The 23,648-nt window shown below is 65.9% G+C and carries 28 protein-coding genes; 14 read left to right on the top strand and 14 right to left on the bottom strand.

Features of this window, described 5'->3' with window-relative positions; all coding sequences use genetic code 11:
- The first annotated feature begins 5 nt into the window (after nt 1-5).
- Both B9Y86_RS08195 and B9Y86_RS08190 read left to right on the top strand, forming a co-directional pair.
- A complete protein-coding gene (locus tag B9Y86_RS08195; protein WP_139824818.1) occupies nt 6-1,331 on the top strand; it encodes a right-handed parallel beta-helix repeat-containing protein in 1,326 nt (441 codons plus the stop codon).
- A complete protein-coding gene (locus tag B9Y86_RS08190; protein ID WP_085484799.1) occupies nt 1,328-2,518 on the top strand; it encodes a Dyp-type peroxidase in 1,191 nt (396 codons plus the stop codon). The genes B9Y86_RS08195 and B9Y86_RS08190 overlap by 4 nt, the downstream gene beginning before the upstream one ends.
- A 10-nt stretch (nt 2,519-2,528) precedes the next feature.
- On the opposite strand, the gene B9Y86_RS17550 is transcribed toward B9Y86_RS08190, so the two are convergent.
- The 3 genes from B9Y86_RS17550 to B9Y86_RS08180 form a co-directional block, all read right to left on the bottom strand.
- Nucleotides 2,529-2,666, bottom strand: coding sequence for a hypothetical protein (locus B9Y86_RS17550; RefSeq protein WP_166428661.1), 138 nt, complete (start codon nt 2,664-2,666; stop codon nt 2,529-2,531).
- Nucleotides 2,667-2,766: 100 nt separating this feature from the next.
- Entirely contained in the window at nt 2,767-3,453 is a 687-nt protein-coding gene (locus tag B9Y86_RS08185; RefSeq protein ID WP_085484797.1) for a DUF2510 domain-containing protein, read from the bottom strand.
- Between the two features lie 71 nt (nt 3,454-3,524).
- Nucleotides 3,525-3,974 carry a nitroreductase family deazaflavin-dependent oxidoreductase gene (locus B9Y86_RS08180; protein ID WP_085485350.1) on the bottom strand — a complete coding sequence of 150 codons (450 nt, stop codon included), beginning with the start codon at nt 3,972-3,974 and terminating at the stop codon, nt 3,525-3,527.
- Nucleotides 3,975-4,049: 75 nt separating this feature from the next.
- Between B9Y86_RS08180 and B9Y86_RS08175 the strand changes: the two genes are divergently transcribed.
- Both B9Y86_RS08175 and B9Y86_RS08170 read left to right on the top strand, forming a co-directional pair.
- Nucleotides 4,050-4,697 carry an SRPBCC family protein gene (locus B9Y86_RS08175; RefSeq protein WP_085484795.1) on the top strand — a complete coding sequence of 216 codons (648 nt, stop codon included), beginning with the start codon at nt 4,050-4,052 and terminating at the stop codon, nt 4,695-4,697.
- A complete protein-coding gene (locus tag B9Y86_RS08170; RefSeq protein ID WP_085484793.1) occupies nt 4,694-5,368 on the top strand; it encodes a DUF4166 domain-containing protein in 675 nt (224 codons plus the stop codon). The genes B9Y86_RS08175 and B9Y86_RS08170 overlap by 4 nt, the downstream gene beginning before the upstream one ends.
- Here the strand turns inward: B9Y86_RS08170 and B9Y86_RS08165 are convergent.
- The 4 genes from B9Y86_RS08165 to B9Y86_RS08150 are packed head-to-tail and all read right to left on the bottom strand — an operon-like array spanning nt 5,337 to nt 9,408.
- Complete coding sequence (locus B9Y86_RS08165; RefSeq protein WP_425319469.1) at nt 5,337-6,221, bottom strand: EamA family transporter; 885 nt, start codon at nt 6,219-6,221, stop codon at nt 5,337-5,339. The genes B9Y86_RS08170 and B9Y86_RS08165 overlap by 32 nt on opposite strands.
- Nucleotides 6,218-7,885, bottom strand: coding sequence for an FAD-binding oxidoreductase (locus B9Y86_RS08160; RefSeq protein WP_085484789.1), 1,668 nt, complete (start codon nt 7,883-7,885; stop codon nt 6,218-6,220). Before B9Y86_RS08160 ends, B9Y86_RS08165 begins: the two co-directional genes overlap by 4 nt.
- Nucleotides 7,882-8,631, bottom strand: coding sequence for a lysophospholipid acyltransferase family protein (locus B9Y86_RS08155; RefSeq protein WP_085484787.1), 750 nt, complete (start codon nt 8,629-8,631; stop codon nt 7,882-7,884). The genes B9Y86_RS08160 and B9Y86_RS08155 overlap by 4 nt, the downstream gene beginning before the upstream one ends.
- Complete coding sequence (locus tag B9Y86_RS08150; protein ID WP_085484785.1) at nt 8,632-9,408, bottom strand: SDR family NAD(P)-dependent oxidoreductase; 777 nt, start codon at nt 9,406-9,408, stop codon at nt 8,632-8,634. It abuts the gene before it with no gap.
- 71 nt (nt 9,409-9,479) lie between these two features.
- On the opposite strand from B9Y86_RS08150, the gene B9Y86_RS08145 reads away from it, so the two are divergent.
- The 5 genes from B9Y86_RS08145 to B9Y86_RS08125 all read left to right on the top strand — a co-directional run bounded on the left by B9Y86_RS08145 (nt 9,480) and on the right by B9Y86_RS08125 (nt 15,395).
- A complete protein-coding gene (locus B9Y86_RS08145) occupies nt 9,480-10,298 on the top strand; it encodes a hypothetical protein (RefSeq protein ID WP_085484783.1) in 819 nt (272 codons plus the stop codon).
- Nucleotides 10,295-12,616, top strand: coding sequence for an SDR family oxidoreductase (locus B9Y86_RS08140; protein ID WP_085484781.1), 2,322 nt, complete (start codon nt 10,295-10,297; stop codon nt 12,614-12,616). Before B9Y86_RS08145 ends, B9Y86_RS08140 begins: the two co-directional genes overlap by 4 nt.
- A gap of 14 nt (nt 12,617-12,630) precedes the next feature.
- Nucleotides 12,631-13,419 carry a ferritin family protein gene (locus tag B9Y86_RS08135; protein WP_085484780.1) on the top strand — a complete coding sequence of 263 codons (789 nt, stop codon included), beginning with the start codon at nt 12,631-12,633 and terminating at the stop codon, nt 13,417-13,419.
- Nucleotides 13,420-13,503: 84 nt separating this feature from the next.
- The gene (locus tag B9Y86_RS08130) at nt 13,504-14,481 is read left to right on the top strand and encodes a Gfo/Idh/MocA family protein (protein WP_085484778.1); all 978 of its coding nucleotides are present in this window, start codon (nt 13,504-13,506) and stop codon (nt 14,479-14,481) included.
- The gene (locus B9Y86_RS08125; RefSeq protein WP_085484776.1) at nt 14,478-15,395 is read left to right on the top strand and encodes an SMP-30/gluconolactonase/LRE family protein; all 918 of its coding nucleotides are present in this window, start codon (nt 14,478-14,480) and stop codon (nt 15,393-15,395) included. Before B9Y86_RS08130 ends, B9Y86_RS08125 begins: the two co-directional genes overlap by 4 nt.
- A gap of 3 nt (nt 15,396-15,398) precedes the next feature.
- Here the strand turns inward: B9Y86_RS08125 and B9Y86_RS08120 are convergent, their stop codons facing one another.
- Nucleotides 15,399-15,911, bottom strand: a complete 513-nt coding sequence (locus B9Y86_RS08120; RefSeq protein ID WP_085484774.1) for a hypothetical protein — start codon at nt 15,909-15,911, stop codon at nt 15,399-15,401.
- 69 nt (nt 15,912-15,980) lie between these two features.
- On the opposite strand from B9Y86_RS08120, the gene B9Y86_RS08115 reads away from it, so the two are divergent.
- Both B9Y86_RS08115 and B9Y86_RS08110 read left to right on the top strand, forming a co-directional pair.
- A complete protein-coding gene (locus B9Y86_RS08115) occupies nt 15,981-16,898 on the top strand; it encodes a DUF6578 domain-containing protein (RefSeq protein ID WP_139824817.1) in 918 nt (305 codons plus the stop codon).
- Between the two features lie 74 nt (nt 16,899-16,972).
- Nucleotides 16,973-17,215, top strand: coding sequence for a hypothetical protein (locus tag B9Y86_RS08110; RefSeq protein WP_244894683.1), 243 nt, complete (start codon nt 16,973-16,975; stop codon nt 17,213-17,215).
- Between the two features lie 31 nt (nt 17,216-17,246).
- Here B9Y86_RS08110 and B9Y86_RS08105 read toward each other — a convergent pair whose 3' ends face one another.
- Nucleotides 17,247-17,699, bottom strand: a complete 453-nt coding sequence (locus B9Y86_RS08105; protein WP_085484768.1) for a GNAT family N-acetyltransferase — start codon at nt 17,697-17,699, stop codon at nt 17,247-17,249.
- A gap of 45 nt (nt 17,700-17,744) precedes the next feature.
- Between B9Y86_RS08105 and B9Y86_RS08100 the strand changes: the two genes are divergently transcribed.
- The gene (locus B9Y86_RS08100) at nt 17,745-18,134 is read left to right on the top strand and encodes a tautomerase family protein (protein ID WP_085484766.1); all 390 of its coding nucleotides are present in this window, start codon (nt 17,745-17,747) and stop codon (nt 18,132-18,134) included.
- A gap of 6 nt (nt 18,135-18,140) precedes the next feature.
- Here B9Y86_RS08100 and B9Y86_RS08095 read toward each other — a convergent pair whose 3' ends face one another.
- Entirely contained in the window at nt 18,141-18,560 is a 420-nt protein-coding gene (locus B9Y86_RS08095) for a hypothetical protein (protein ID WP_085485348.1), read from the bottom strand.
- Between the two features lie 91 nt (nt 18,561-18,651).
- On the opposite strand from B9Y86_RS08095, the gene B9Y86_RS08090 reads away from it, so the two are divergent.
- On the top strand, nt 18,652-19,245 hold the full coding sequence (locus B9Y86_RS08090) for a YdcF family protein (RefSeq protein ID WP_244894682.1): 594 nt from the start codon (nt 18,652-18,654) through the stop codon (nt 19,243-19,245).
- Between the two features lie 2 nt (nt 19,246-19,247).
- A complete protein-coding gene (locus tag B9Y86_RS08085; protein WP_085484764.1) occupies nt 19,248-19,595 on the top strand; it encodes a hypothetical protein in 348 nt (115 codons plus the stop codon).
- Between the two features lie 2 nt (nt 19,596-19,597).
- Here the strand turns inward: B9Y86_RS08085 and B9Y86_RS08080 are convergent, their stop codons facing one another.
- From B9Y86_RS08080 to B9Y86_RS08065, 4 genes are all read right to left on the bottom strand, one after another.
- On the bottom strand, nt 19,598-20,029 hold the full coding sequence (locus tag B9Y86_RS08080) for a GNAT family N-acetyltransferase (protein ID WP_085484762.1): 432 nt from the start codon (nt 20,027-20,029) through the stop codon (nt 19,598-19,600).
- 42 nt (nt 20,030-20,071) lie between these two features.
- Nucleotides 20,072-20,944: a hypothetical protein gene (locus B9Y86_RS08075; RefSeq protein WP_085484760.1), complete on the bottom strand. Its 873-nt coding sequence runs from the start codon at nt 20,942-20,944 to the stop codon at nt 20,072-20,074.
- 169 nt (nt 20,945-21,113) lie between these two features.
- The gene (locus tag B9Y86_RS08070; protein ID WP_085484758.1) at nt 21,114-22,094 is read right to left on the bottom strand and encodes an alpha/beta hydrolase; all 981 of its coding nucleotides are present in this window, start codon (nt 22,092-22,094) and stop codon (nt 21,114-21,116) included.
- The gene (locus tag B9Y86_RS08065; protein ID WP_085484756.1) at nt 22,087-23,556 is read right to left on the bottom strand and encodes an MFS transporter; all 1,470 of its coding nucleotides are present in this window, start codon (nt 23,554-23,556) and stop codon (nt 22,087-22,089) included. The genes B9Y86_RS08070 and B9Y86_RS08065 overlap by 8 nt, the downstream gene beginning before the upstream one ends.
- Nucleotides 23,557-23,648 lie beyond the last annotated feature (92 nt).

Genomic DNA, 23,648 nt, shown 5'->3' with positions numbered 1-23,648 from the left:
GCGATGTGAATTTTCGCATCCTCCCTGCAGTACTGGCACTCGCGCTCGTCGCCGCCCTGAGCGGCTGCGCCGTCGACAGCACCCCCTCCGGCCCCACCAACGGTTCGCCGTCGACCGTGCGCGTGCCGGCCGATGCCGCCACGATTCAGGATGCCGTCGATAAGGTGCCCGAAGGAGGGATGGTTCTCGTCTCGCCCGGCACCTACACCGAAGAGGTCACGGTGAAGACGAAGAACATCACTCTGCGCGGTCTCGACCGCGACGGCGTGATCATCGACGGAGAGGGTCTCCGCGCCAACGGAATCCAAGTGATCGCCGACGGCGTTCGAGTGCAGAACCTCACGGTGACCAGGCACACCTTCAACGGTGTACTCGTCACGGGGATGCACGACGAGAACGGCCCTCAGGCACACAACCTCACGGGTTATCAGAAGCTCGACCCCAAGAAGTTCCCTCCCCTGCAGCGCTTCGAGGTCGACCACGTCACAGCCACGAACAACGGCCTCTACGGTATCTACGCCTTCAACTCGCAGAACGGCGTGCTGAGCAACAATTACGCCTCGGGTTCGGCGGATTCCGGCTTCTATGTGGGCCAGTGCCAGAACTGCTCGATCCTCGTCGCCGGCAATGTGGCCGAGCGCAACGCCATCGGATATGAGAACGCGAACGCTTCGGACTCCGTGGTCATCACGGGTAACAGGTTCTCGGGCAACCGCGTTGGACTCACCCTGCTCAGCTGGTACCAGGAGGCCTTCGTTCCACAGCGCGGCGCAACGGTGGTCGGCAACGTGATCTCCGACAACAACTCCGCCGACTCCCCAGCTCAAGCGCAAGGCGGCTTCGGCATCGGCGTGGGTCTCTCAGGAGCGCAGAGCGACACCCTCGAACGCAACATCATCTCGGGCAACAGCGTGTCGGGCGTGCAACTGTCGAATACCGAGGACATCGCCACGACAGGAACGCGCCTGACAGACAACTCCCTCTCGGGCAACGGGGTCGACGTCGCGGATGTCGCGGCTGCTCGGAGCCCCACGACCACGACCTGCATCACCCCCGACGCAGGTCTCACCGTGCTTCCCGCCGACCTGGCGGCATCCTGCTCGGCCGGCGCTTCTGCCGGCGTTCCCGCCTCGGCTCTGCCTGCCGTGCAGGCGCCCGCCGGGGTGTCGTTCCTCAAGGTGGGCCAGCCCATTCCGCAGCCGAACATCGACGGCGAGCTGACCACAGTTCCCGATGCTCTGCCGAAGACCGGTCCCGCGAGCTCGTTCGACGCGTCCAGCGCCGCGCTTCCCGCCGCAGATCTGCTCGCCAGCAGCACGGGAACGCGATGACAGGCGCAGAAGCGCCCAAGGGCCCCAGCCGTCGCGCACTGCTCGGCGCACTCGGTGTCGCGGTCGGTGCTGGCGCCGCCGGTGCCGCGGGCGCGCTCACGGCGACGGGCTCCTGGCCCGGTGAGACAAAACCATCGGATGCCGGTGGCACGCCCGCAGGATCCTCCGGCCAGCCGGTGCCCGCGAGCGGTCGATATCAGGCGGGAATCGCGCGTCCCGCGACCCCGCAGCATTTCGGCCTGCTGCTCGTCTGCGATCTCGACAGCACCGACACCTCATGGCTCGGTGCACTCGGCCAGCGGATCCTCGAGCTGACCACGACATCGAAGCCGACCGACGTGCTGCCCGACGGCCCGGGCGATCTGACGGTGACGGTCGGCCTGGGGCCACGGATCGTTGCGGCACGTGACTCCTCGATGCCGGGCGCCGAGGACCTTCCCTCATTCGCCGGCGACGAGACGATCGAGTCGCACCGCCGAGGCGGCGATCTGCTGCTCGCTCTCTACTCCGACGACCCCAGCGTGCTCACGGCTGTGGGCGACGATCTGCTGACGCTCGTGCCGGGTGCCACCCCGCGCTGGCGCCAGCGCCTGTTCCGCGGACACGGCGAGCACGGCGTCGTGCGCAACCCGTTCGGGTTCCTCGACGGCATCATCGTGCCTCACGGCGACGAAGAACTCGCCGAGAACGTGTGGATCGGAACGGGAACCGCCGTCGCCGCGCTGGCCGCGGGCACCATCTGCGTCATCCGGCGGCTGCGGCTCGATACCGCCGGCTTCGCCGCCCTGAAAACGACCGCGCAGGAGCGGGTCATCGGGCGCGAGCGCATCGACGGGACTCCGCTTTCAGGCGGGCTGAAAGACGGCGAGGTCGATCTGAACGCGAAGACACCGGAGGGCGAATTCATCACTCCGCTGCGCAGTCACGCGCGCGCGGCACACCCGTCGTTCACAGGATCATCGCTGATGCTGCGACGAGGTTACGCTTTCGACGACGGGCTGCTCCCCAACGGCGAGGCCGATGCAGGCCTGGCGTTCATCTGCTTTCAGAACACCCTGCGCACGTTCGTTGCGACGCAGCAGCGGCTCGACGAGAACGACGATCTGATGAAGTACGCCACGCCGACGGGCAGCGCGACCTTCTTGATCCTGCCGGGGTTCTCAGCGAGCTCGCCGCTGTCGTTCTGAACCGCGGAGGCTACTTCTTCTTGACGTTGGTCACAGCGTCGGAGGAGTGATTCGCAGCTCCGCTTTTGGTCTTCTTATCTGCTCGCTTCTCTTTGAGAGAGCGTGCTGCCGGCTTGGCGACGGCCTTGCGTGCTGATTTCTCGCCCATGGTGCATCCTCGTTTCGAGAGCCCGGATGACCCTTGACTCGACGATAGGCCCTGCACGTGTGCATGGCCGACCAACCAGGCGACTTGGGAGAATTCGGCGTCAGTAGGAATTCACGTACGAGACCGCGACATTCACCATGGCGACGATCTTGACCGTCACCACGATCAGCGACAGAACGACGACGCCGATAGTGATCCAGATAGGCGCCATTGCGCCGCCGCCCGCCCGACGCCGAACGACGACTGTTCGGCCGATGATGTACACGGTTCCGCCGATAAAGGTCCATGCCCAGTGGAACGGTCGATCGAATCCCCGTGCTTTCAGCGTTTTCCAGTCGAAGTAGGCCAGCAGCACAGAGACGCCGTAGATGACGAATCCAAGACCCTGGATGAGCAGGTAGCCCGGGTCGGTGTACTGCGCAAACGGATCGCTCGCGGAGTTGAGCGAGGCGCGCATATAGGCATCGGTATCCCACAGCGCGACGCCGATGATCGAGAGCAGTGGAAGCAGAGTGATCAGCCAGATGAAGGCCGTGTACACCGGGGTGCCCTGAGCCACTGGTCGAGGTGCGCCGACCGGCGCGTACGCCGCGGCAGGGTTGGATCCCACCTGAGCGCTCTGCGCGTAGCCGGCTGCAGCACCGTTCACGGGCCAGGTCGTCTCGCTCACCGCCGGTTCATAGTGCTCGGTCCAGCCGTGGCCATCCCACCAACGCCGGCGGCCTGTTCCCGAGGGATCGGGGTACCAACCGGCGGGGGTCTGAGGGGTGCTCGGGGGGTACGACATGGTGTCTCCTTGGCGGTTCTCGCGCTACACGGGGTGCCTCAAGCATAGATAGGTGCTGGCTGAGCGCGCGCCTACCGAGCGTCGGAGTCGATGGGCGTGAGCACGAAGACCGGGATCTCTCGCTCGGTCTTCACCTGGTAGTCCGCATAGTCGGGGTAGGCCGCGACTGCCCGCTCCCACCAGAGCGCCTTCTCCTCGCCGGTGACCTCACGGGCCAGATAGTCACGCTTCTCCGGTCCATCCTGCAGCTCGACGTGCGGCTCGGCCAGAAGATTGAAATACCAGACCGGATGCTTCGGGGCGCCTCCGAGGGATGCCACGACCGCGTACTCGCCGTTGTGCTCGACCCGCATCAGGGCTGTTTTGCGCAGCTTGCCTGTCTTGGCGCCCACAGAGGTCAGCACGATCACCGGCATGCCCCGCATCGTCGTGCCGCTGGTGCCTCCCGAGCCCTCGTACTCCTCGACCTGCTTGCGCGCCCAGTCAGAGGTGCTCGGTTCGTACTCGCCTGTCAGTGGCATCGGGGTTCTCCTTACGTCGACGGTCTGCTGCACCGACACTACGCTGGCAGACGGAACGATTCGAAGGAGCACGCTATGGTTCGGCAGAACCGCGCACTGTACGTCGAGACCACGATCGAGGCCGACATCGACGAAGTCTGGCGCCTCACGCAGACCCCAGAACTGCACTCGCGCTGGGACCTTCGATTCAGCCTGATCGCGCCCGAGGCCGACCGATCCGAGGGAACCGACTCGCCCTCTCGGTTCCGCTATGAGCGGCGGTTGCCGTTCCACACGATTCGCGGCACCGGAGTCTCCCTCGGCGAGCGCACCGGCACGGGCGGCGCCCGAACCTCAGCGCTCGTGTTCTCGACCCGCGATCCGCTCTCGCCCCTGGCCTCCGGCCGAGGCTACTGGCGCTATGTGCCGAACGCCGACGGCTCGACCACGTTCACCACGGGTTACGACTACGTGCCCTTCGCCGGTCGAGCCGGAGCGCTGCTCGACCGGGTCGTGCTGCGTCGCGTGGTGTGGTGGATGACCGCATGGAGCTTCGACCGCCTGCGCATCTGGGCCGAGACCGGAACGCCGCCGGAATCCTGGCCGATCGCATCCGTCGCAGCATTCTGGAGGGCAGATAGGCCGAAGGCCTCGCGCTGCCGCTCCCGCCCGGCGCGCGCCCCACGCGACCACGACGCGATGTCCGACGCCCCCGCGTCGCTTGCAGGGCTGGTCCAGAAGTGACCGCCGTCTTCGCGCTGGCGCTCGGCGAGCAATTCGAGCGGCTGCACCCGATGATGCAGAAGCGGTTCGGCGTCGGACTCGACGCGGGCTACGGGTGCGTGGGCACCGGCACGATGACCCGCATCCGACGAGGGCCCTGGTGGACAGTGCCCTTTCTCTGGATCGGCCGCATCCGCAACATCCTCGTGCCGATTCAGGGTGAGAACGTTCCGTTCAGCATCGAGAACTACCCCTATCGCGATCCGTTCGGGCGCGAGACGGTCACGTTCGTGCGGAGCTACGGCGCGGGCCCGCGACCTCATCGCTTCGACGCCACCATGATCTACAGCGAGCGTGCGGGGCGCGTAATCGACTACCTCGGCACACACCAGCACCTGGCTGTCGACCTCGATCTCACGGTGAACGACGACGGCTCCCTGGTGCTGCTCTCAGACGCGCAGCGCTTCTACGAAGGCCCCTTCGCGTTCCGTTTTCCGATGCTGTTCAGCGGGCGCGCAGAGCTGCACGAGAGCTACGACGACGAGGCTCGGCTGTATCGGATGAAGCTCGAGGTACGCAATCGCTGGTTCGGCTTCCTCTTCGGCTACGAGGGCACTTTCAGCTGCGATTTCCCCGATGCTCTGGATGCTCCAGCGCGGCTCAAACCACGTCGGCACGAGCGACGGGAGTAGCTCCCGGCCCCGCGCTGCGCACCGCTCCGATGCTCGCGGTCACGACGAGCGCGATGGCCAGAACTCCGACAAGCGAGATGTGCTGAGCCAAGAGCACGACACCGGCGAGAGCTGCGATCGCGGGGGCCAGGCTCATCAGAATCGCGAAGGTCGACGAGGGGATGCGTCGTAGCGCGAACAGCTCGAGGGCGTACGGAATCGTCGACGACAGGATTGCGACAGCCGCCCCGAGAAGCAGGATGTCGGGTCGCACGATCACGGGGCCGGCGGCGGCGACTCCGAGCGGAAGGGTGAGAACGGCACCGATGGTCATGGCCAGCGCGAGGCCGTCGAGCCGGGCGAAGCGACTGCCCGTGCGTGACGACAGCAGGATGTAGCCGGCCCAGCTCGCTCCGGCCCCCGCGGCGAAGAGCACGCCCACGGGGTCGAGCTCGCCGAAGCTGCCCTGCCCCAGCAGAAAGACGCCGACGAAGGCGAGCACCGCCCAGAGCCAACTGGATGCGCGTCGGCTCGTGGCCACCGAGAGCACGAGCGGCCCGAGAACCTCGATGGTCACCGCGGCGCCCAGCGGGATGCGCGCGAGCGCCTCGTAGAACAACCCGTTCATCACCGCGAGGGCCACGCCGAACAGCACCACCGTCATCCAGTCGCCGCGGCTGCGGCCTCGCACCGACGGTCGCGCGATCGCGAGAAGGATGAGGGCGGAGAAGGTCAGGCGCAGCGCGACCATCCCGAGCGCGCCCACGCTCGGGAACAGCAGCACGGCGAATGCCGCACCCACCTCTTGGCACGCGAGCCCGACGACGACGAGCCCCGCCGCTCCGACGGGGCCGCCGAGACGGGCACGCATCATTCGTCGAGCAGAACCTTGCCCGGGTTGAAGTGGCGACCGGGGTCGACAGCTCCGAAGAGACCGCGCATGACCTTCACGCCCTCGGTCGAGATGTCCTGTTCCATCCACGGAGCGTGCTCGAGGCCGACGCCGTGGTGGTGAGACAGCGTTCCGCCGGCGTCGATGAACGCCTGCTGAATCGCACTCTTGACCACGTCGTAGTTCGTGATGGCGTCGCCGGTGTCGAGGTACGCGAACGTGAAGTACAGGCAGGCACCCGAGGTGTACGAGTGCGAGAGGTGCGCCATGATCCAGCCCTTGACGCCGATCTCGTCGAACGCGTGATTGGCGCTGGCGATCACGTTGCGGTAGAGCTCGGGAAGCTTCGACCACGGAGCCGCCGTCTCGGAGACGTCTGCAGACCCTCCCCAGTCGAGGAACCAGTCACGGATGTACGGGGTGTCGAACTTCTTCTGGTCGTAGAGCACGCCCGGGCCCTTGCCCACCGTGATGCCGCCGTGCTTCTTGACGATGCCGGCGATGATCTTCTGGTTCGTCGCCACCAGCTCTTCGCCGCCCTCGTTGCCGACGAACGACAGGCACATCTTCTCGGTGTCCCAGCCCTTGGCCTTCAAGAAGACGCCGAGGCCCTTCGTGGCGAGCGCCGAGAAACCCTTGCTCTTCTTCGACGTGGCGAACGAGAACAGCGTCTCATTACCGTCGGAGACGCGGGTGATCGAGGGCGTGGCGTCGCTCTCGGAGATCTCGCGCATGGCCGCCAGTCCGGCATCCCAGGTGGGATAGAGATAGGCGAGGATCTCGCGCTTGGCCGGGATGCGGTGGATCTGCACGGTGACCTCGGTGATGACGCCGAGGCGCCCCTCGCTGCCGAGAATCATCTCGCGCACGCTGGGGCCGGTCGAGGTGCTGGGCAGCGGGCGCAGAACGAGCACTCCGCCGGGGCGCACCACACGCAGGCCTTTCGCGATGTCGGCGATGTCGCCGAACTTGTCGCTCTGCATTCCGGATGAGCGCGTCGCCACCCAGCCGCCCACCGTGGAGTGGGTGAAGCTGTCGGGGAAGTGTCCGAGGGTCCAGCCGGCCTCATTCAGCTCGGCCTCGAGGTCAGGACCCTGGGCTCCGGCCTGGATGCGCGCGAGGCTCGAATCGGCGTCGAGCTCGATGACGCGGTTGAGTCGACCGAGATCGAGCGACACCACGGTGCGCTCCTCGCCCGCGAGCGGCTCGAGGCTGCCGGCGATGTTACTGCCGCCACCGAACGGAATGAGCACGGCGTCGGATGCGACGACCGCGTCGACGATGAGGCGGACCTCGGCCTCGTTGGCCGGGTATACGACAACGTCGACCGCGCGCGGGAATGCGCTGGTGCGAACGCGGATGAGGTCGCGGATGCTCTTGCCGAAGGTGTGCACGACCCGGGACATGTCGTCGGTCTCGACATGTTCGTCCCCGACGATTCCGGCCAGAAGTAGAACGAAGGACTCCGCCGCGCGGCTGGAGGGAACATCGATGTCGGCGAATGTCGGCGGCTCGCCCTTGGTCTTCTTGAGGTCGAGGCCGAGGTTCTTCTTCACGAACGGCGCGAAGCCCGGCTTGTTCTCGTGGTGGAAAGCGACGCCGTCGACGCCCCAGCCCCACCATTTCATGTGCTTGACATCGCTCATTGCAGGGCTCCTCTAGATCGTGGGGACTGGCCAAGGATAGTCGCGGAATGAAGGTCACGCAGGCGCAGGATCTCTTGTTTCGTGCGCTCGGCGAAATGCCCCGGGGTCTCCCCCGCGACGGGGCGAAGCGGCTCACCGAAGACGACGCCGACCGGGTGACGGCCCCGACGGGGCCAGTTCGCTCCGCGCGGGTGGGCGACATGGGCACCGATGAGAGCCATGGGAATGGTCGGAACGTCGCACGACGCCGCGAGCGCCGCGGCTCCGGGCTTGAACGCTCCGACCTCGCCGTCTTTCGATCGTGTTCCCTCGGGGAAGATCAGGATCGGGATTCCACGCGACAGCAGCGAGCGTGCGCTGATCGACTTGGCCTTCGATTCCATGCGCTTCACGGGAAAAGCGTTGAAGAACAGGGCGGTGAGACCGCGTCTCCACCACACCGCGAAGAAGTAGTCGGCTGCGGCGCCGGTGGCAAGGTAGCGCGCGAGGCGGCGTGGGAGCGAGCCGACGATGAGCGGCGCATCCAGATGGCTAGAGTGATTCGCGACGACCACGAAACCCCCGGCTACGTCTTTGAGCTTCTCCCGGCCGATCACGGTGACGCGGGTGAGCGACCAGATGAGGGGCTTCAAGAGCCCGCGCTGCACGACGAAACGGGCCGCCGCGACTCCGGGCGAGTTGAATCGATCACGCTCACCGGCGACATCGCCGGGGCGTCTTGCTGACGCGGGTTCTAATTCAGCCATCTAGGTGACCGGCTTCTTTCGACTCGAGGAAATCGACCCGGAGACTGCGCGAATCGCACTCCTCGGTGCGTGGCGAGCCAACCAGATGAGGGTTCGGTACCGAACAGTCGGTATGGAGATTACCCTGCCTCGGTCAACGTCGCGCAAGCATGCCGTGACAAGTTGTTCGGCGTCGAGCCACAAGAAGTTTGGAATGCTCGACGCCTTGATTCCGGCGCGCTCGTGAAACTCGGTGTGCACCCAGCCCGGGCAGAGGGCCGTCACGCCGATACCCGTGCCGCGCAGCTCGACCGCGAGCCCCTCCGTGAACGAGGTGACCCACGCCTTGAGCGCCGAATACGCGCCCATGGTCACGAAACCCGCCGTGCTCGAGACGTTCACGATCTTTCCCGAGCCGCGTGGCAGCATCCCACGCGCGGCGGCGCCGGAGAGAACGAGCACGGCTCGGCACATGACCTCGAAGGCGCGGTCGTGGGCCGAGACATCGGCGTCGATGAGCGACGTGTGCACGCCGAATCCAGCGTTGTTGACCAGCATGTCGATCGGTCTCGACGCATCTTCGAGTCGCTCGGCGACGCGGGCGACGTCGTCACGATCGGCGAGGTCGGCCGGGAAGATCTCGACAGAACGGCCGAGGGCACGGATCTCGTCGGCCATCTCCTCCAGTCGCGGAACGCTTCGAGCGACGAGAACGAGGTCATATCCCTGCGCAGCGAGGGACCGGGAGAACGCAGCACCGATGCCAGACGTTCCTCCCGTAACGAGAGCTACAGCCATGGGGTTAGGTTAGTCTGCTCTTCACGGCGTCGTTTACGCACGCAGGTTTTCGACCGGTCGGCAGGGCTTTCATGACATCCACAGACGCAACTTCACGAGCGCGGTTCGACGTGCGACAGTTCGCCAGCACAGCCCGCGGAAACCTCCGACCCGAGCTGCATCTCGAGGGCTACGAGGGCGCACAGCTCTCGGCCGATGCCGTTCATCTGCTGCGCTACCTCGGTCGGCTCGAGAGTGCCACCATGGAGCAGCTGCGCAACCTTCTCGTGACGGCTACCCACAAAGACGCCCGAGTCACGGCATTTCTCGTCACCTGGGCCTTCGAGAAGTTCTGGATCGCCGACGCGATCGATCAGATCCTCGTGGCCAACGGCAGCACCGGCGCGCAGGTGGGCGACGAGGGTGCGCCACGCGCTGATCGCTCCGAGTCGGCCGAGCGCCGCGGGCCGATCCGACGCGCCATCCTCGCCATGGGCCAAGGCGTGCCGCTCACCGGCGTTCACATGACGGCCGGCCTCATCGACGAGTGGGTCATGGCCACGGCCTACGAACGGCTGGATGCTGTGGCCGGGCACCCGACGCTCAGCGCGACACTCGATACGATCCGCGACATCAAGAGCCGGCACGAGTTGTTCTTCGCCGAGGAGGCTCGGCGCCGCCTCGCCGAATCGTCCAAGACCGTCAAACAGGCGACGAGCCAACTGGCCCACGCCGCCTGGCCGATCGGAGCGGTCGATCGTTCCGACGCCGACAGAACCTTTTTCGAACAGACCGTCTTCGGCGGTGCCGACGGACTCCAGCGAGCAACCACGATCGGAAACAGAGTGGCAGAACTTCCCGGCCTGACCCCGCAGACCGGCGACGCCGTCGCCCGAAAGCTGCGATCGTGAGCGACGCGGTGGCCAGCACCGTGAGTGACACGCTGTCGTGGACAGCGTCCTCCGAGCTCGGCGACGCCCACGTCTTCATCACCGGAGGAACCGGTTTCGTCGGCCAGGCGATCGTCGAAAGGCTTCTCTCGTCGCATCCGGCGACCACGATCTCGCTGCTCATCCGCACCAAGGGCAGCACGACCGCCGAAGACCGGCTGCGCACCCTGTTGCGCAAGCCCGTGTTCGGTCCATGGCGAGAGCGCGTCGGCGAAGAAGAGGTCGAGCGCGCCGTGCGTGAGCGACTGCGTGTGATTCCGGGCGACCTCGCCAACGTTCCGCCGCTGCCGGCCGATCTCGACGTCGTGATCCACAGCGCATCCACCGTGTCGTTCGACCCGCCCATCGATCAGGCCTTCGAGACGAACCTCGGCGGAGCGATCGCTCTCTACACCGCGCTTGTCGAGTCCGGCGGCGATCCGCACGTCGTGCACGTCTCGACCGCCTACGTCGGCGGGCTGCGCAAGGGCATCGTTCCCGAGGGACGACTCAAGCACGAGGTCGACTGGCGCGCAGAGCTCACTGCCGCCCGCGATGCCCGGGTGCGCGTCGAGATGGCATCGCGCCAGCCCGAGACGCTGCGCACGTTCATGCACGATGCGCGCGTCGTCCACGGCAAGGAAGGCCCTCAGGCGGTCGCGACCGCCGCTGAGAACGGACGCGTCGAGTGGGTGCGCGAGCGACTCGTCGACTACGGGCGGAGCCGCGCCCAGAGCCTCGGCTGGACCGACGTCTACACGCTCACCAAGTCGTTCGCCGAGCGGGCCGCCGAAGAGCTCTGGCGCGACACCGGTCACCGACTGTCGGTCGTTCGCCCGGCCATCATCGAGAGCGCGCTGCGCCACCCGTATCCGGGGTGGATCGACGGATTCAAGGTCGCGGATCCCCTGGTTCTCGCCTACGCCCGGGGCAACCTCACGCAGTTCCCGGCCCTGCCCGACACCGTGCTCGACGTGATTCCCGTCGACTACGTGGTCAACGTCATCCTCGCCGTCGCCGCGAATCCGACTGAACCGGACGCCGAGGTCGACTCCGCGTACTACCACGTGAGTTCCGGCGCCCGGAATCCGCTGCCGATCCACCGCATGTTCACGAACATGAACGAATTCTTCACGGCCACGCCCCTGCCGCACGAGAACGACGGGCACATCGAGGTTCCGTATTGGACCTTCCCGGGAACGCGCAAAGTCGACCGTGTGCTGCACAACCAGGAGGTCTGGAACGCGCGACTCGAGAGGGCCCTCGAGCGTCTGCCCTCGACCGAACGCACGCGCGTTCAGGTCAAGAAGGCCCTCAAGCGCAAAGACGACCTCGAGAACCTGCGCACCTTCGTCGAGCTCTACCGCGCCTATGTGCAGACCGAGATCATCTTCGACGACCGCAACACGCGGGCGCTGCACAATGCGCTGCCCGCCGAGCTGCGAGACGACGTCGGCTTCGATGTGACAGCCATCGACTGGGAGGACTACCTGCAGAAGGTGCACTTCCCGTCGATCACGGCGCTGACTCGGGCGTTCGCGCTGCGCCCGGCGGCATCGGAGCGGGTCGCGAAGGCGCTCCCGCAGCGCAGCGATGTGCTCGCCGTCTTCGACTTCGAGGGCACGGTCGTCGACTCAAACATCGTCGAGCAGTACCTCTGGGTGCGCTCCGCGGGTTTCCGCAAGGCCGCATGGCCCAGCGAGGTCGCCAGCCTCCTCACGTCTCTTCCCGGCTACCTGAAGGCCGAGCACCGCGACCGCGGCGAGTTCATTCGAGCGTTCCTGCGTCGCTACAGCGGTATGCCCGCGAAACGACTCGAGAAGGTCGTCTCCGGCGGCTACCGCGAGACGCTGCTGCGACACACGATGCCTTCTGCGATCGCTCGCATCGAAGAGCACCGGGCCGCTGGCCACCGCACCGTGCTGGTCACCGGATCCATCGGCATCCTGGCCTCGCCGCTCGCGGCGCTCTTCGACGACGTCGTGGCCGGATCGATGCATGAGCGCGACGGCATACTGACCGGCTATCTGGCTCAGCCTCCCCTGGTCGATGAGGCGCGCGCCGCCTGGTTGCGGCGCTATGCCGAGACGCACGGCATGGATCTGTCGAAGTCGTACGGCTACGGCGACAGCCACTCCGACCTCGTGTGGCTTCAGCTGCTCGGCAACCCCACCGCCATCAACCCCGACACCAATCTTTCTCGCGAGGCGCTCCGAAGAAGATGGAGCATCCACAACTGGAAACGCGGCACTCGCGGAGCTTCCGCTCTGCCGCAATTCGCGAAGGGAACCGGAGAGTAAACTCTCCCCACACCATGGCATTCGACGTAGACAAATACACGGCCACCTCGGTCAGCGTGAACTGGGACGATCTCGATCTCGAGCGGTTCCGCGAGCACCCCCTACCCGAGGGTTCTTTGCGCACCCTGCGCTATATGGCCGATGTGGAATATCACACCGTCTGCTACACCCGCGACCTGCTCACCACGCCCTCGCACAAAGAGGCCGAGATGGGCGCGTTCATGACCATGTGGAACCGCGAGGAGTTCTGGCACGGTGAAGCACTTGCCACCGTGCTCGGAATCCATGGAATCCATGTCGACTTCGACGAACTCAAGGCCAAGCGGTTGAAGCTCGGCTGGCGCGACAAGCTCGACCCGATCAAGCAGTCGGTGATCGGCAAGGTCGTCGGCGCCGACTTCGTAGCCGTTCACATGGCGTGGGGCGCTGCCAACGAGTGGTCGGCGATCACCGCGTACAACCGCATGGCCGCGCTCGAAGAAGACCCTGTGCTCGCCGAGCTCCTGAAGCGCATCGCGAAACAAGAGGCTCGCCACGTGGCGTTCTACACGTCGCAGGCCCGCGAGCGTCTGGCGAAAAGCACGAAGGCGCAGAAATTCGCCCGTTTCGCGCTGAGCAACTTCTGGGCTCCCGTCGGCTCCAGCATCATGGAGAAGAACGAGGTCAAGCACGTGATGGGTCACCTCATGGGTGGCGTGGAAGGCCGCAAGGCCGCGCGCAAGATCGACACCGCCATCAGCGGCCTCCCCGGTCTCGAAGGCCTCACGATCGTCGACGACTCGCTCAACGCGCTGGGCGTCTAACCGCCTTCGTTCCCTGAGCTTGTCGAAGGGCCCCTCCGACAAGCTCAGGGAACGCTGCAGCCGCCATTGTGTCAGGCTGGTTGCATGCTCAGAATCGGAATCCTCGGCGCAGCCGGGATCGCCCCCAACGCCATCATCACCCCGTCGCGGCGCCGCGACGACGTCGAGATCGTGGCCGTCGCATCCAGAAGCGCATCGTCGGCGAGCGCCTACGCCACGGCGCATTCGATCCCTCGGTCATACGGAGACTATGAGCATCTGCTCGCCGACCCCGACTTCGACCTCGTCTACAACGCCCTGCCCCCGTCTGAGCACGCGCGCTGGTCGATAGCCGCCCTCGAGGCCGGCAAGAACGTTCTGTGCGAGAAGCCCTTCGCCATGTCGGCCGACGAGGCTCGACTGATGACCACGGCCGCGAGTGACACAGGCCTGCGCCTCATCGAGGCCTTCCACGATCGGTATCACCCGCTGAGCGCCGAGATCGACCGTGTGGTCGCGTCTGGGCGCCTCGGCGAGATCGTGTCTGCACACGCCGACTTCACCGCATCCATTCCTTTCGACCCCGCATCGATCAGGCACGACCCGGCCGTCGGCGGCGGGTCGCTGATGGATCTCGGCTGCTACCCCGTGCACTGGTTGCGAGCCCTGATGGCCGATGAGCCCGAGGTTCTGGATGCGACGGCCACGGTCAATTCGCTCGGCGCCGATCTCAGCATGGACGCCTCGCTGCGCTTCGCATCCGGCGCGACGGCGCGCATGACCTGCAGCATGGTCGACGGCGCAGAGCTGAACTCGTCGCTCGACGTGGTCGGCACGCTCGCGACGCTGCATGTCGACAACATGGTCTTTCCGTCGAAGGGGCACTTCGTGAGCGAGACGCGCGACGGCATCACCCGCAACTACACGGTCGCAGGCCTCGAGACCTACGACCACCAGCTCGCCGCCATCGTCGACGGCCTTGCCACCGGCGAGAAGCTGCTGACCGAGGGCGAGGATTCGGTCGCCCAGATGCAGGCCATCGACTCGATCTACGCCGCCGCGGGATTCGAGCGCAGCCGATGATCGATGCGCAGCCAGCCGGCACACCGAACTACGTTCTGAGCGAGGGCCCCGTCTGGCACGCCGCGAGCGGCACCCTCGTCTGGGTCGACATCGAGGGCGGGCTCGTGCTGCGCGGTGAACTCGACGAGCGCGGGCACATCGAAGTCACCCGCCGCATCGAGCTGGGCGAGTACGTGGGGTGCGCCATCCCGCTCGACGACGGCCGGATGCTGGTGGCTCTGACCCGCAGCATTGCGATCATCGGAGCCGACGGTTCGGTAGAACGAAGCGCCGAGCTGCTCCCGGAGCACCAGCGACTGAACGACGGATCGATCGATCCGCAGGGGCGCCTCGTCGTGGGGTCGCTTTCGCTCGTCGGCAATGCCAAAGACAACGTGCTGCTTCGACTCGAAGCGACGGGCGAGTTGACCGTTCTCGACAACGATCTCGGCCTGAGCAACGGTCTCGGCTGGTCGCCCGACGGCACCGTGTTCTATTCCACCGATACCGACGCGTGCACCATCTACCGCCGCGACTACGGCGCCGAGAACATCGGCCCGCGTGAGCCGTTCATCGTGTTCGACGAGGGCGTGTATCCAGACGGACTCACGGTCGACGCGTCGGGTCGACTGTGGGTCGCCATCTGGGGCGGCCACGGGGTTCGAGTCTTCGACGACCGAGGCGACGAACTCACGGATCTCGGGGCACGCATCCCGCCCCCGCACTCGTCGAGCATCGCTTTCGCCGGGCCCGAGCTCGACCAGTTCGTCATCACGAGCGCGTCACGCGATCTCGACGAGGCCGAACGGATGCGCTGGCCCCATGCGGGCGGGCTGTTCAGCGCGCGTTCGGATGCGCGAGGCGTTGCGACCACCTCGTGGGTGGCGGCGCCTCTGCCGGGCGCGGGCCCAGACGCCGGCGCCATCCACCGCTGAGCCTCAGTCGAGCGTCAGCACGCTCACCCGGTCGGTGAGGTAGCGGTCGAGCGTTGACACACCACGCCCCGGGCTCGATCGGTCCCAGTGCACCACGACCGTTCCGTCGCGCACCTCCAAGGGGCCGGATCCGGCAATGAGGCTCTCGTCGTCGAGGGCGAGCGGAGCGTAGCGGTGGTTCACGACCTCGCCCTCGGGAAACTTTCCACGCGCGGCGGCCCTGCGATCATCTCGCCGCGCCTCGGCTTCGGCCGACCGGTTGGTCACCGCGCGGAGCGGCTCGATGGCCCTCGTCACGTCGCCGGTCTCGTAGACGCCTCCCTCGCGGTCGACCAGCAGCACGCCGAGCCTCCATGCCCGGCCCGCGGGCACGATCATCGGCGCGGTCTTGAACACCGAGAAGCCGCGCGGCTCGCGCATGACGCCCAGGGCCTCGTCATGCACGTTCTGGGCCTCGAGCGACTCGACGGCGCGCCGCACCAGGCGCCGCACCTGCTCGGAGGGGATCTCATCCATGCCAGCAGACTACGACGATTCTCTCGCTTCAGCGGCTGGCTCCGCGCGCAAGCTCTCTAGGCTGGGCACATGCACATCGAGGTCGTGGTTTCAGGGTGGGAACAGCACTGCTGCGGCAAGGCGTTCAGGCGAGGCGAGACGACGACGGTCTCGATCGTCGCGCTCGATCCAGGCCAGACCGCAGCGGATGCCCCGGCCCGGTTTCTCGAGGAACACCACGGCCAGACGCCGGCCGATGTGCCGCAATGGGATGTGACCGGTACGGTCGCTCGCATTACCGGCGTCAGCTACCAACAGCGACGCAGACCGGGCCCGCATCCGGTCTTCGAAAGAGGAGACGCGATTGCGTCATCGGCTGAGCTCGACGGTGTCGATGCCCGTGACACAGGCGGATTCGGCGAACTTCTTCTTCTGATCGACCTCGACGACGATACGGCGCTGCCTGCCTATGTCGTGAGCGACGAGAGTCGCGCGGCCGCAGAGCGCGCGGCGCGCGAGCAGGAGCGCGCAGCACAGCAGAGGGCAGATTCTCTCGGTCGTCTGCTCGACACGATCGCCGATGACGCGCTGGCCGCCTACTCGACGGTCGCGACGATCGAACAATCCGAGGAGGGCGCGGCCGTGACGATAGAACCGCTCTCTGCGGAGGGAGCGGGCATCTCGTGGGCACGGTCGACTTATGCCGGCTCCGACCTCATCTCGGTGAAGGTGGGCGAAGGTCGATTCTCCCTCGATGCCGACGTGGAGCACGCCGTCGAGCTGCGCGAGATGCTCGCGGCCGCAGCAGCGGGCCGGGTTCACGAAAAGGTGCGCCGTGGAGAGGAATCGACCGAGTTCGAGACGGTCGTCGAATCGGCCTACGGTCGAACATGGACGGCCTCGACGAGGTACGCGCCCCTTCCAATGGGCAACGGGGTCGTCATGATGCCGGGCGTGATCGGCTCACGAATTAAGGCTGGCGATCACGGCTACGACGCATGGGCCTGACACCCCGAACTCTCCCGGTTCGCGATATACTTAGGGCACTAATCATTGCAGCACTCAGCACCTGAGGAACCCCGTTGACCAGGCAAGCCCGCACGCCAAACCCCATGAACCCGTTCGACGGCAAGCCGGGGTTCATCAACAACCTCAACCGCATCGTCTACACGTTCACCGGCCCGGCACAGGTTGGCATCGGTCGAAAAGAAGACCCGTACGTTCCGCCGGCCGACCCGCATTGCCCGCTCTGCGGTATGTCGATGGCCCTGCACACCATCGACCGCTCGGGAGAGCGCACGCAGTTGCACTGCCCCGAGCGCTGATCTCTACTTCCTGGCCAGGCAGAGCGCTTCTCTAGAGCGACTTCTCCATGCAATAGCTCGTGGGGTCGCCGATGTACGGGCCGAAGGCGGGGATGGGGCGGTATCCCGATCTCTCGTATAGAGCAATCGCCGCGGTCTGAGGCAATCCCGTCTCGAGCCGAATGAGTGTGATGCCCCGAAGGCGCGCGTGCTCCTCGACTGCGCCGATCAGCGCCCTGCCCACACCGAGCCCGCGTGCAGATGCCGTGACGAACATCCGCTTCAGCTCGGCCGACCCATCACGCCGATCGACGATCGCAGCCGTGCCGAGCGCCTCGCCGTCTTCTCTCGCGACATAGAACCCGACGTCTGCCTTCTCGAGGTCGTCGATGTCGAGCCGGTGATAGTTCTCGGCGGGGTACAAGCCCAATGCGAAGTCGTCGGCCTGCTGCAGAAGCGTCAGTACGTCGTCGCCACGCGGGGATTCGAGAGAGACGACGAGCACACATTCAGTCTACGAAGCAGAAACGGTCGCCATAGGCTGTGACGCATGGCACAGGTGACTATCTACGCGCGGCGGCAGCTCATCGAGGCGCGTCGCGCCGCGATCTCCGACGCGATCCACGGAGCGGTCATGTCGGCGCTCGAGTACCCCGCAGAGAAGCGGTTCCACCGGTTCATCGCGCTCGATGCCGAGGACTTCGTCTACCCCGACGATCGCGGCGAGAACTACACGATCATAGAGATCTCGATGTTCGACGGGCGCAGCGATTCGGCGAAACGCGCCCTCATCGAGCAACTCTTCGCTCGCCTCGACGCCGAAGCCGGCATCCCGCCTCACAGCATGGAGATCACCATCACCGAGACTCCGCGAGTGAACTGGGGCATCAGAGGCGTCAATGGAGCGGACCTCGCACTCGGCTACAGGGTCGACATCTGAACGTGCTCATCGATCGTCGACGGCGAAGACATTCTCTGAGATACGAGTGGAATCCTTCGGCGCCGGCAAGCCATCCGGTTGATACACGTACTCGCCAGCCGGCCCGCTCATACTTGCCGGGGCGTGATCTCCTCCGCACGCCATGACCCAGTCCTCGGCGCCGGGAAACGCGAGAAGGCAGACGGTCGAACTCTCCTGCCCTCGCAGCAGCCAGATCCGGATTCCATCACGCTCTGCCACGAATCGACTCGTGTCGAGAACAGCACTGTCCCCTGCATAGCCGGGGAGGGCGTCGGGAACGACGTCTTCGCTCGTCGCCTCTCGGTCGAGTATCGAGTAGCTCGGACCAGGCGCAGTGCACCCGGTGACGACAAACGCCAGCGCGACCGCCATCACCAGTGCGATGCTGCCGACTCTTCGGTGCATGGGCTCCCCCTCGTTCTGCGTCACCGCTTTGTGACGCTCGCCTGCCCCCGACACTAGTCCGACGTCGAGAAACGGTGGATAAGTTGGGACGGTGCGCTTGTTTCCGATCGTCCTTTCGTCCGCGGTTATCGCGCCGGTCATCGGGTGGGCCGAATGGATGCATTGGGTCGCGAGCAAGCGCAGGCTCGGTAATCGCGCGTCGGGGCCAGGAAGACAGGCCATCATCGTGCTCGGATGCCGGAACCGGGGCTCGCGCGCCAACTACCTCAACCGATACCGGGTACGCGTAGCCCTGCGATCGATCGATCCTGACGCGACCGAGACCGTGTTGATCTTCTGCGGAGGCGGAGTCGGCAGCGATGTGCCCGAAGCAGATCTCTTGCTCGAGTACGCTCGCGCTCGCCACGGATACGCCGGTGCTTACCTTCTCGACCGTCTCAGCCGCACCACGTGGGAGAACATCGCGAACGTCGTCGACCTTCTGGAGGAGTTCGATACCGTGAAGATCGCGTCGAACAGCATGCACGCCGAGAAGGCACGCGCCTACCTCTGGAAGCAGCGACCCGACCTCGCCCAGCGCCTCGTCGCGGCGCGCGACTACCGGTTCGGCGAGATCGCCTGGGTGAAACCGATCGCGGCAGTCCGCGGCATCCGGGGCCGGCACCGTTCGAGAGCTACCCTCTAACCATGGAAAGCGACTGGATCGAACATCGTCGATCAGACGACCGTGAGCTCGTGGGCTGGATGAAGCCCGTCGGCGACGGCTTCGTCGCCATCGATCTGCTCGGACGCCGCCGGACGGAACCAGTGGACTGGATGGTGGCCGAAGAGACACTCGATGAACTCGGACTGGCCTACCTCGCCGACCCGCACGAGCTTCGACTCGACGATGGATCGTGGCTGCGCGTTCGGATCGCCGAGGTGTCTCCCTCCGCTATCCGGGTCAAGAAAGACGACTGGGGCGACATGACTGCAACGCAGGTCTATTACTCACTGCCATTTCCCATCACCGAAGATCAGCTGCGCCCGCTCTGACCTCAGCCGGGAAGCAAGGGCCCGAGGACCATCAACTTCTCAGGGTCGGGGAACGCGACGAAGCCGACCTGTTCGTACAGCCCGTGAGCATCGAGCGTCGACAGCATGATCCTCTTGAGGTTCATGGGCACGAGAGCATCCACGACCGCACCCGCCAGCAACCGTCCGATGCCGAGACCGCGCCGGCGGGGGTCTACGTAGACGTCACACAGCCAAGCGAACGTCGCACTGTCCGTCACCACTCGCGCGTATGCGCAGAGCGAGCCGCGAGAATCGAAGACTCCGAAGTTCATCGAGCCCTCCGCCGCCGCCTGCACGGTCTGTCGACTGCGTCCGAGCGCCCAGAACGCATTCCTCGACAGCCAATGATGCACCGTGTCGAGGTCGATCCGTGCGAGATCCGTAGTGACGGTGAATTCCTCTGCAGAGCCCATCAAAAAAGTCTACGCAGCCCGTGCCGGTGGCGAGCGGCCTTCTCAGTCGACGAGGCAGATCGTATCGAACCGCACGTCGGGCGCGGGGCGGCTCCACGAGTCATAGCCCAACCATTCGGCCTCTGCCCGGTACTGCTCGTCGGAGCTGACGTCTTCATCCTTTGTAGCGGTGACGCCGTGGCTCGCCCAGTAGGCGATAACACCCGCCATGTCGTGCGTCGCCGTCGGCAGGTCTTTAGACCCCTCGGGCACGAGCGGCTGACCGGTGGCATCAACCTGCGACCCAGCGTCGTAGTGATAAGACCACATGATGCCGGGGTTGCGGTTGTCGAGCTCGCACTCATCGCTGGACACGCGAAAATCAGCGTCGGAGTCCTTCGTATCCGCGGTCGGGTCTCCGCCCAGAAGCCGAACTGTCTCGTCGCCCAACTCGAGAACTTTGCTGCGGGGATCGCCGCCAGTGCGCTCGAAGAAGGTCTCGGCCGCGGTCGGTGGCTGCGCCTTTTGATTGAGTTCCGTCACGAGGTTGGCTACCTGGGAGCCGACAACTATGGTGTTCGTCGGAACCGCGATCACGAGCACCACCACGGCCCCGAGCACGGCGGCGATCGAGTGTCGCGGATTTCGCTTGTGAACGCGCGCCTGCAGGATGAGTACAACGATGGGCGACAGGATCGCGATCGCTGCAGCGATCGAGACCCAGACAACCACTCCGCCGTCACTCAGCCTCTTTTCAAATGGCCCGAAATCCCGCTGCAGAAACGACGAGAGTTGGATCAACCAACTCGCCACGAGCAGCGCGAACAGGAGCGCGACGATGCCCAGTCCCGCCGCCCGACCCGTTGTCGGGCCGTCCGGCTCCGTGTTATCCGGTCCGCGCTGTGGCTCGACACCCGGGGTCAGCTCCTCGCTCACGCGTGCCCCTCCTCGATCTATCAGACGGCCTCGTCCTCACGAAACGCATCGAAACAAAACCCTTTGATCCTCCCACGGAGCAAGGGGCCCGCTAACGCAGTCATGCCGGTACCGCACCGCGATCTCGTGCATCTCGACGTCACGACGGTTGACTTGCTCATCCGCTCCCCTAGCGCGCACCTGCTCCGAGAAGCCGCCTGGTCCAATCGGCCAGAGCTGCTGTGGCGGTCACCGAGATCCTGGCGGTGGGCATCATGCTCGTGAAGCCGTGGAAAGCACCCGGCCAGACGTGCAACTCCGCGTCACCACCGGCGGCCCACAAGCCGCTGGCGTAGGCGACCGTCTCGTCGCGGAAGACCTCTGCGCTTCCGCAGTCGATGTAGGTGCGCGGAAGCCCAGAGAGGTCGGTCTCTCGTGCCGGTGCAGCGTACACGGACACGTCTTCGCCGGCTCGGCGGGAGCCGAGGTAGGCGTCCCAGCCGAAGCGGGTCATCTGCCGATCCGCGACCCCGATGCCATCGATCTGTCTCGTCGACACGGTGGAGTCGCGGTCATCGAGCATAGGCGACACCAGGATCTGCGCGAGGATCGACGGTCCACTCCGGTCGCGAGCGAGCAGGGATATACCGGCGGCGAGTCCAGCGCCGGCGCTCTGCCCGGCGATGACGATGCGGTTCGGGTCGATGTCGAGTTGCTCTGCGTGGGCGTGCACCCAGACGAGTCCGGCGTAGCAGTCCTCGACCGGATATGGGTCGGGGTATTCGGGGGCGAGACGGTAGTCGACGCTGATGAGTACGACGTCATGGTCGTTCAGCAGCCAGTCGTCGTACGAATCGAGGTTTCCGAGGTAGTGACCGAACATCATGCCGCCGCCGTGGATCGAGTACACCGCGGTCGTGGCTCCGGTGCGGCCGATCCGCTGGATCACGGCAAGCGTGATCGGATCCCCGAGGTGGCCGGGCACCGTGATCGTGCGCCGCTCATACCCGCGCAACCTTAGCCGCTCGTCGAGCGCTTCTTCGGTCGTGTCGAGGCCTCGCATGTGCGGCAGCATCTCGGTGGTGAGGGTGAAGGGGCCGCGTGCCTCGAAGGCAGTGAGGAACGTGGAGAGTTCCGGATCGAACGGAGGGCGGGGCATGAGGTCAGACATAGGAAGGCTCCTGATTGGTGGGCTGGGCGGGGGTGCGGCGCGAACGGTTGATGCCGATGCAGACGAGCGCTGCGGCGATAGCGGTGATGGTCAGGCCCGCTATGAGGATCGCCTCCTGGAATGACGCGAGATGGTCCGAGGTGAAAGTGATCGTCGTGATGCTGCCACCGACGAGAGCGGCGAGGATCGTGCCTGTCGCGGCGATGCCGACCGCGGTCGCGATCTCGCTGACCGTGTCGACAAGGGCCGCCCCGATGGAGGTGCGGTTGTCGGGCAGACCACGAAGCACGTTATTACCGGCGACGACGCCAACCACTCGCATCCCGGCGGCGACAAGCACGAGAGCGATCAGGACCCAGGGGTAGCCCAATCTGCCGAGCAGAGCGAACACGGCGAGCCCGGCGATCACGGCCGCGGCGCTCATCCAGGCCGCTCGATCAAGACCCACTCGTTTCACGAACGGGCCGACGAAGCGGCCACTCGCGAGAAGCACCACGACCTGCGGGAGTGTGCCGACTGCGGCCAGGGCCGGCGGCCACCCCCACGCGAACTGCAACTGCAACGTGACCATGTACGACAGCCCGGCCATCGCGAGGCCTGCCGCCGCCTTGTAGGCCAGACCGCTGGCAACCAGTGGCTGTGCGACGAGACGGAGATCCAGCAGCGGGTGGAGCGCGGTGCGCTCCCTGAGCACGAAGCCGACCGCGCCAGCCGCCGCGGCCGCTGCTGCGCCCCAGGCAAGGGCGACGTCGTTGCCGGCGACGAACAGCGTCGGTGTGAGGAGGACTCCGATCACGGTCGCCGTACCGAGGACGGCGCCAATCAGGTCGACGGGGTCGCGGTGGAGGTCGGTTCGTTGATCTGCGGTGATCCCGCCCCGGATGCCCAGAAAAGCGATCGCCGCGATGGGAGCGTTGGCGACGATCAGCACCTGCCACGGCGCCACGGCGAGCACGAATCCGCCGATTGTGGGCCCGGTGGCGAGGCCGACCAGCCCGGCGGTAGAGATGACGGTCAGTGCACGCACGCGCAGATCGTCTCTATCGAACAGGCGAAATGCCAGCGCCATTGATCCGGGCGTTGTCATCGCCGCGGCGATCCCCATCAGAGCCCGCACGGCAATCAGCTGCTCCACCGAGGTGACGAACACGGTCAGGATGCTCACCACTGCCAGCAGCGTCAGGCCGACGAGCATGACCCGGCGCCGACCGACACGGTCTGCGACCGCACCGAACAGCAGCATCAGGCCACCGAAGACGACCGAGTACGCCCCGGAGACCCATTGCAGCGACGCGGTCGACGCCGTGAGCTCGCGACCGATGGTCGGAAGTGCGACGTTCAAAACGGAGTTGTCGAGCATCTCGAACAGAAACACCGCCGAAAGGCCGGCCAGCGCAATCCACTCGTCGCGGAGACGGGGCGGTGGCGCTTCTGTGGCCGGAGAGGTCGTGGGTTCGTACATGGGCGCACTCCTTCGATGAAGAAGTGGCGACTCCCATGAGACGCTTGTGCGTTTCCGCCGGCCGGAGCCTGACGGGATTTTTCCCTCTGCGA

Origin of the sequence: Agreia pratensis, from assembly GCF_900177685.1 — a bacterium.
GTDB classification, from domain to species: Bacteria; Actinomycetota; Actinomycetes; order Actinomycetales; family Microbacteriaceae; genus Agreia; species Agreia pratensis.
The sequence above is the reverse complement of the archived record's forward strand: the minus strand, read 5'-3'. Positions and strand labels throughout refer to the sequence as shown.

What these genes read in the sequence shown, in the direction of transcription:
- B9Y86_RS08175 (WP_085484795.1), top strand. Translation starts at nt 4,050, where the DNA reads ATGGTTCGGCAGAACCGCGCACTGTACGTCGAGACCACGATCGAGGCC.
- B9Y86_RS08180 (WP_085485350.1), bottom strand. Translation starts at nt 3,974, where the DNA reads ATGCCACTGACAGGCGAGTACGAACCGAGCACCTCTGACTGGGCGCGC.
- B9Y86_RS08085 (WP_085484764.1), top strand. Translation starts at nt 19,248, where the DNA reads ATGGAAAGCGACTGGATCGAACATCGTCGATCAGACGACCGTGAGCTC.
- B9Y86_RS08065 (WP_085484756.1), bottom strand. Translation starts at nt 23,556, where the DNA reads ATGTACGAACCCACGACCTCTCCGGCCACAGAAGCGCCACCGCCCCGT.
- B9Y86_RS08115 (WP_139824817.1), top strand. Translation starts at nt 15,981, where the DNA reads ATGCACATCGAGGTCGTGGTTTCAGGGTGGGAACAGCACTGCTGCGGC.
- B9Y86_RS08155 (WP_085484787.1), bottom strand. Translation starts at nt 8,631, where the DNA reads ATGGCTGAATTAGAACCCGCGTCAGCAAGACGCCCCGGCGATGTCGCC.
- B9Y86_RS08130 (WP_085484778.1), top strand. Translation starts at nt 13,504, where the DNA reads ATGCTCAGAATCGGAATCCTCGGCGCAGCCGGGATCGCCCCCAACGCC.
- B9Y86_RS08100 (WP_085484766.1), top strand. Translation starts at nt 17,745, where the DNA reads ATGGCACAGGTGACTATCTACGCGCGGCGGCAGCTCATCGAGGCGCGT.
- B9Y86_RS08135 (WP_085484780.1), top strand. Translation starts at nt 12,631, where the DNA reads ATGGCATTCGACGTAGACAAATACACGGCCACCTCGGTCAGCGTGAAC.
- B9Y86_RS08145 (WP_085484783.1), top strand. Translation starts at nt 9,480, where the DNA reads ATGACATCCACAGACGCAACTTCACGAGCGCGGTTCGACGTGCGACAG.
- B9Y86_RS08120 (WP_085484774.1), bottom strand. Translation starts at nt 15,911, where the DNA reads ATGGATGAGATCCCCTCCGAGCAGGTGCGGCGCCTGGTGCGGCGCGCC.
- B9Y86_RS08095 (WP_085485348.1), bottom strand. Translation starts at nt 18,560, where the DNA reads ATGCACCGAAGAGTCGGCAGCATCGCACTGGTGATGGCGGTCGCGCTG.
- B9Y86_RS08190 (WP_085484799.1), top strand. Translation starts at nt 1,328, where the DNA reads ATGACAGGCGCAGAAGCGCCCAAGGGCCCCAGCCGTCGCGCACTGCTC.
- B9Y86_RS08150 (WP_085484785.1), bottom strand. Translation starts at nt 9,408, where the DNA reads ATGGCTGTAGCTCTCGTTACGGGAGGAACGTCTGGCATCGGTGCTGCG.
- B9Y86_RS08165 (WP_425319469.1), bottom strand. Translation starts at nt 6,221, where the DNA reads ATGATGCGTGCCCGTCTCGGCGGCCCCGTCGGAGCGGCGGGGCTCGTC.
- B9Y86_RS08125 (WP_085484776.1), top strand. Translation starts at nt 14,478, where the DNA reads ATGATCGATGCGCAGCCAGCCGGCACACCGAACTACGTTCTGAGCGAG.
- B9Y86_RS17550 (WP_166428661.1), bottom strand. Translation starts at nt 2,666, where the DNA reads ATGGGCGAGAAATCAGCACGCAAGGCCGTCGCCAAGCCGGCAGCACGC.
- B9Y86_RS08185 (WP_085484797.1), bottom strand. Translation starts at nt 3,453, where the DNA reads ATGTCGTACCCCCCGAGCACCCCTCAGACCCCCGCCGGTTGGTACCCC.
- B9Y86_RS08080 (WP_085484762.1), bottom strand. Translation starts at nt 20,029, where the DNA reads ATGGGCTCTGCAGAGGAATTCACCGTCACTACGGATCTCGCACGGATC.
- B9Y86_RS08160 (WP_085484789.1), bottom strand. Translation starts at nt 7,885, where the DNA reads ATGAGCGATGTCAAGCACATGAAATGGTGGGGCTGGGGCGTCGACGGC.
- B9Y86_RS08070 (WP_085484758.1), bottom strand. Translation starts at nt 22,094, where the DNA reads ATGTCTGACCTCATGCCCCGCCCTCCGTTCGATCCGGAACTCTCCACG.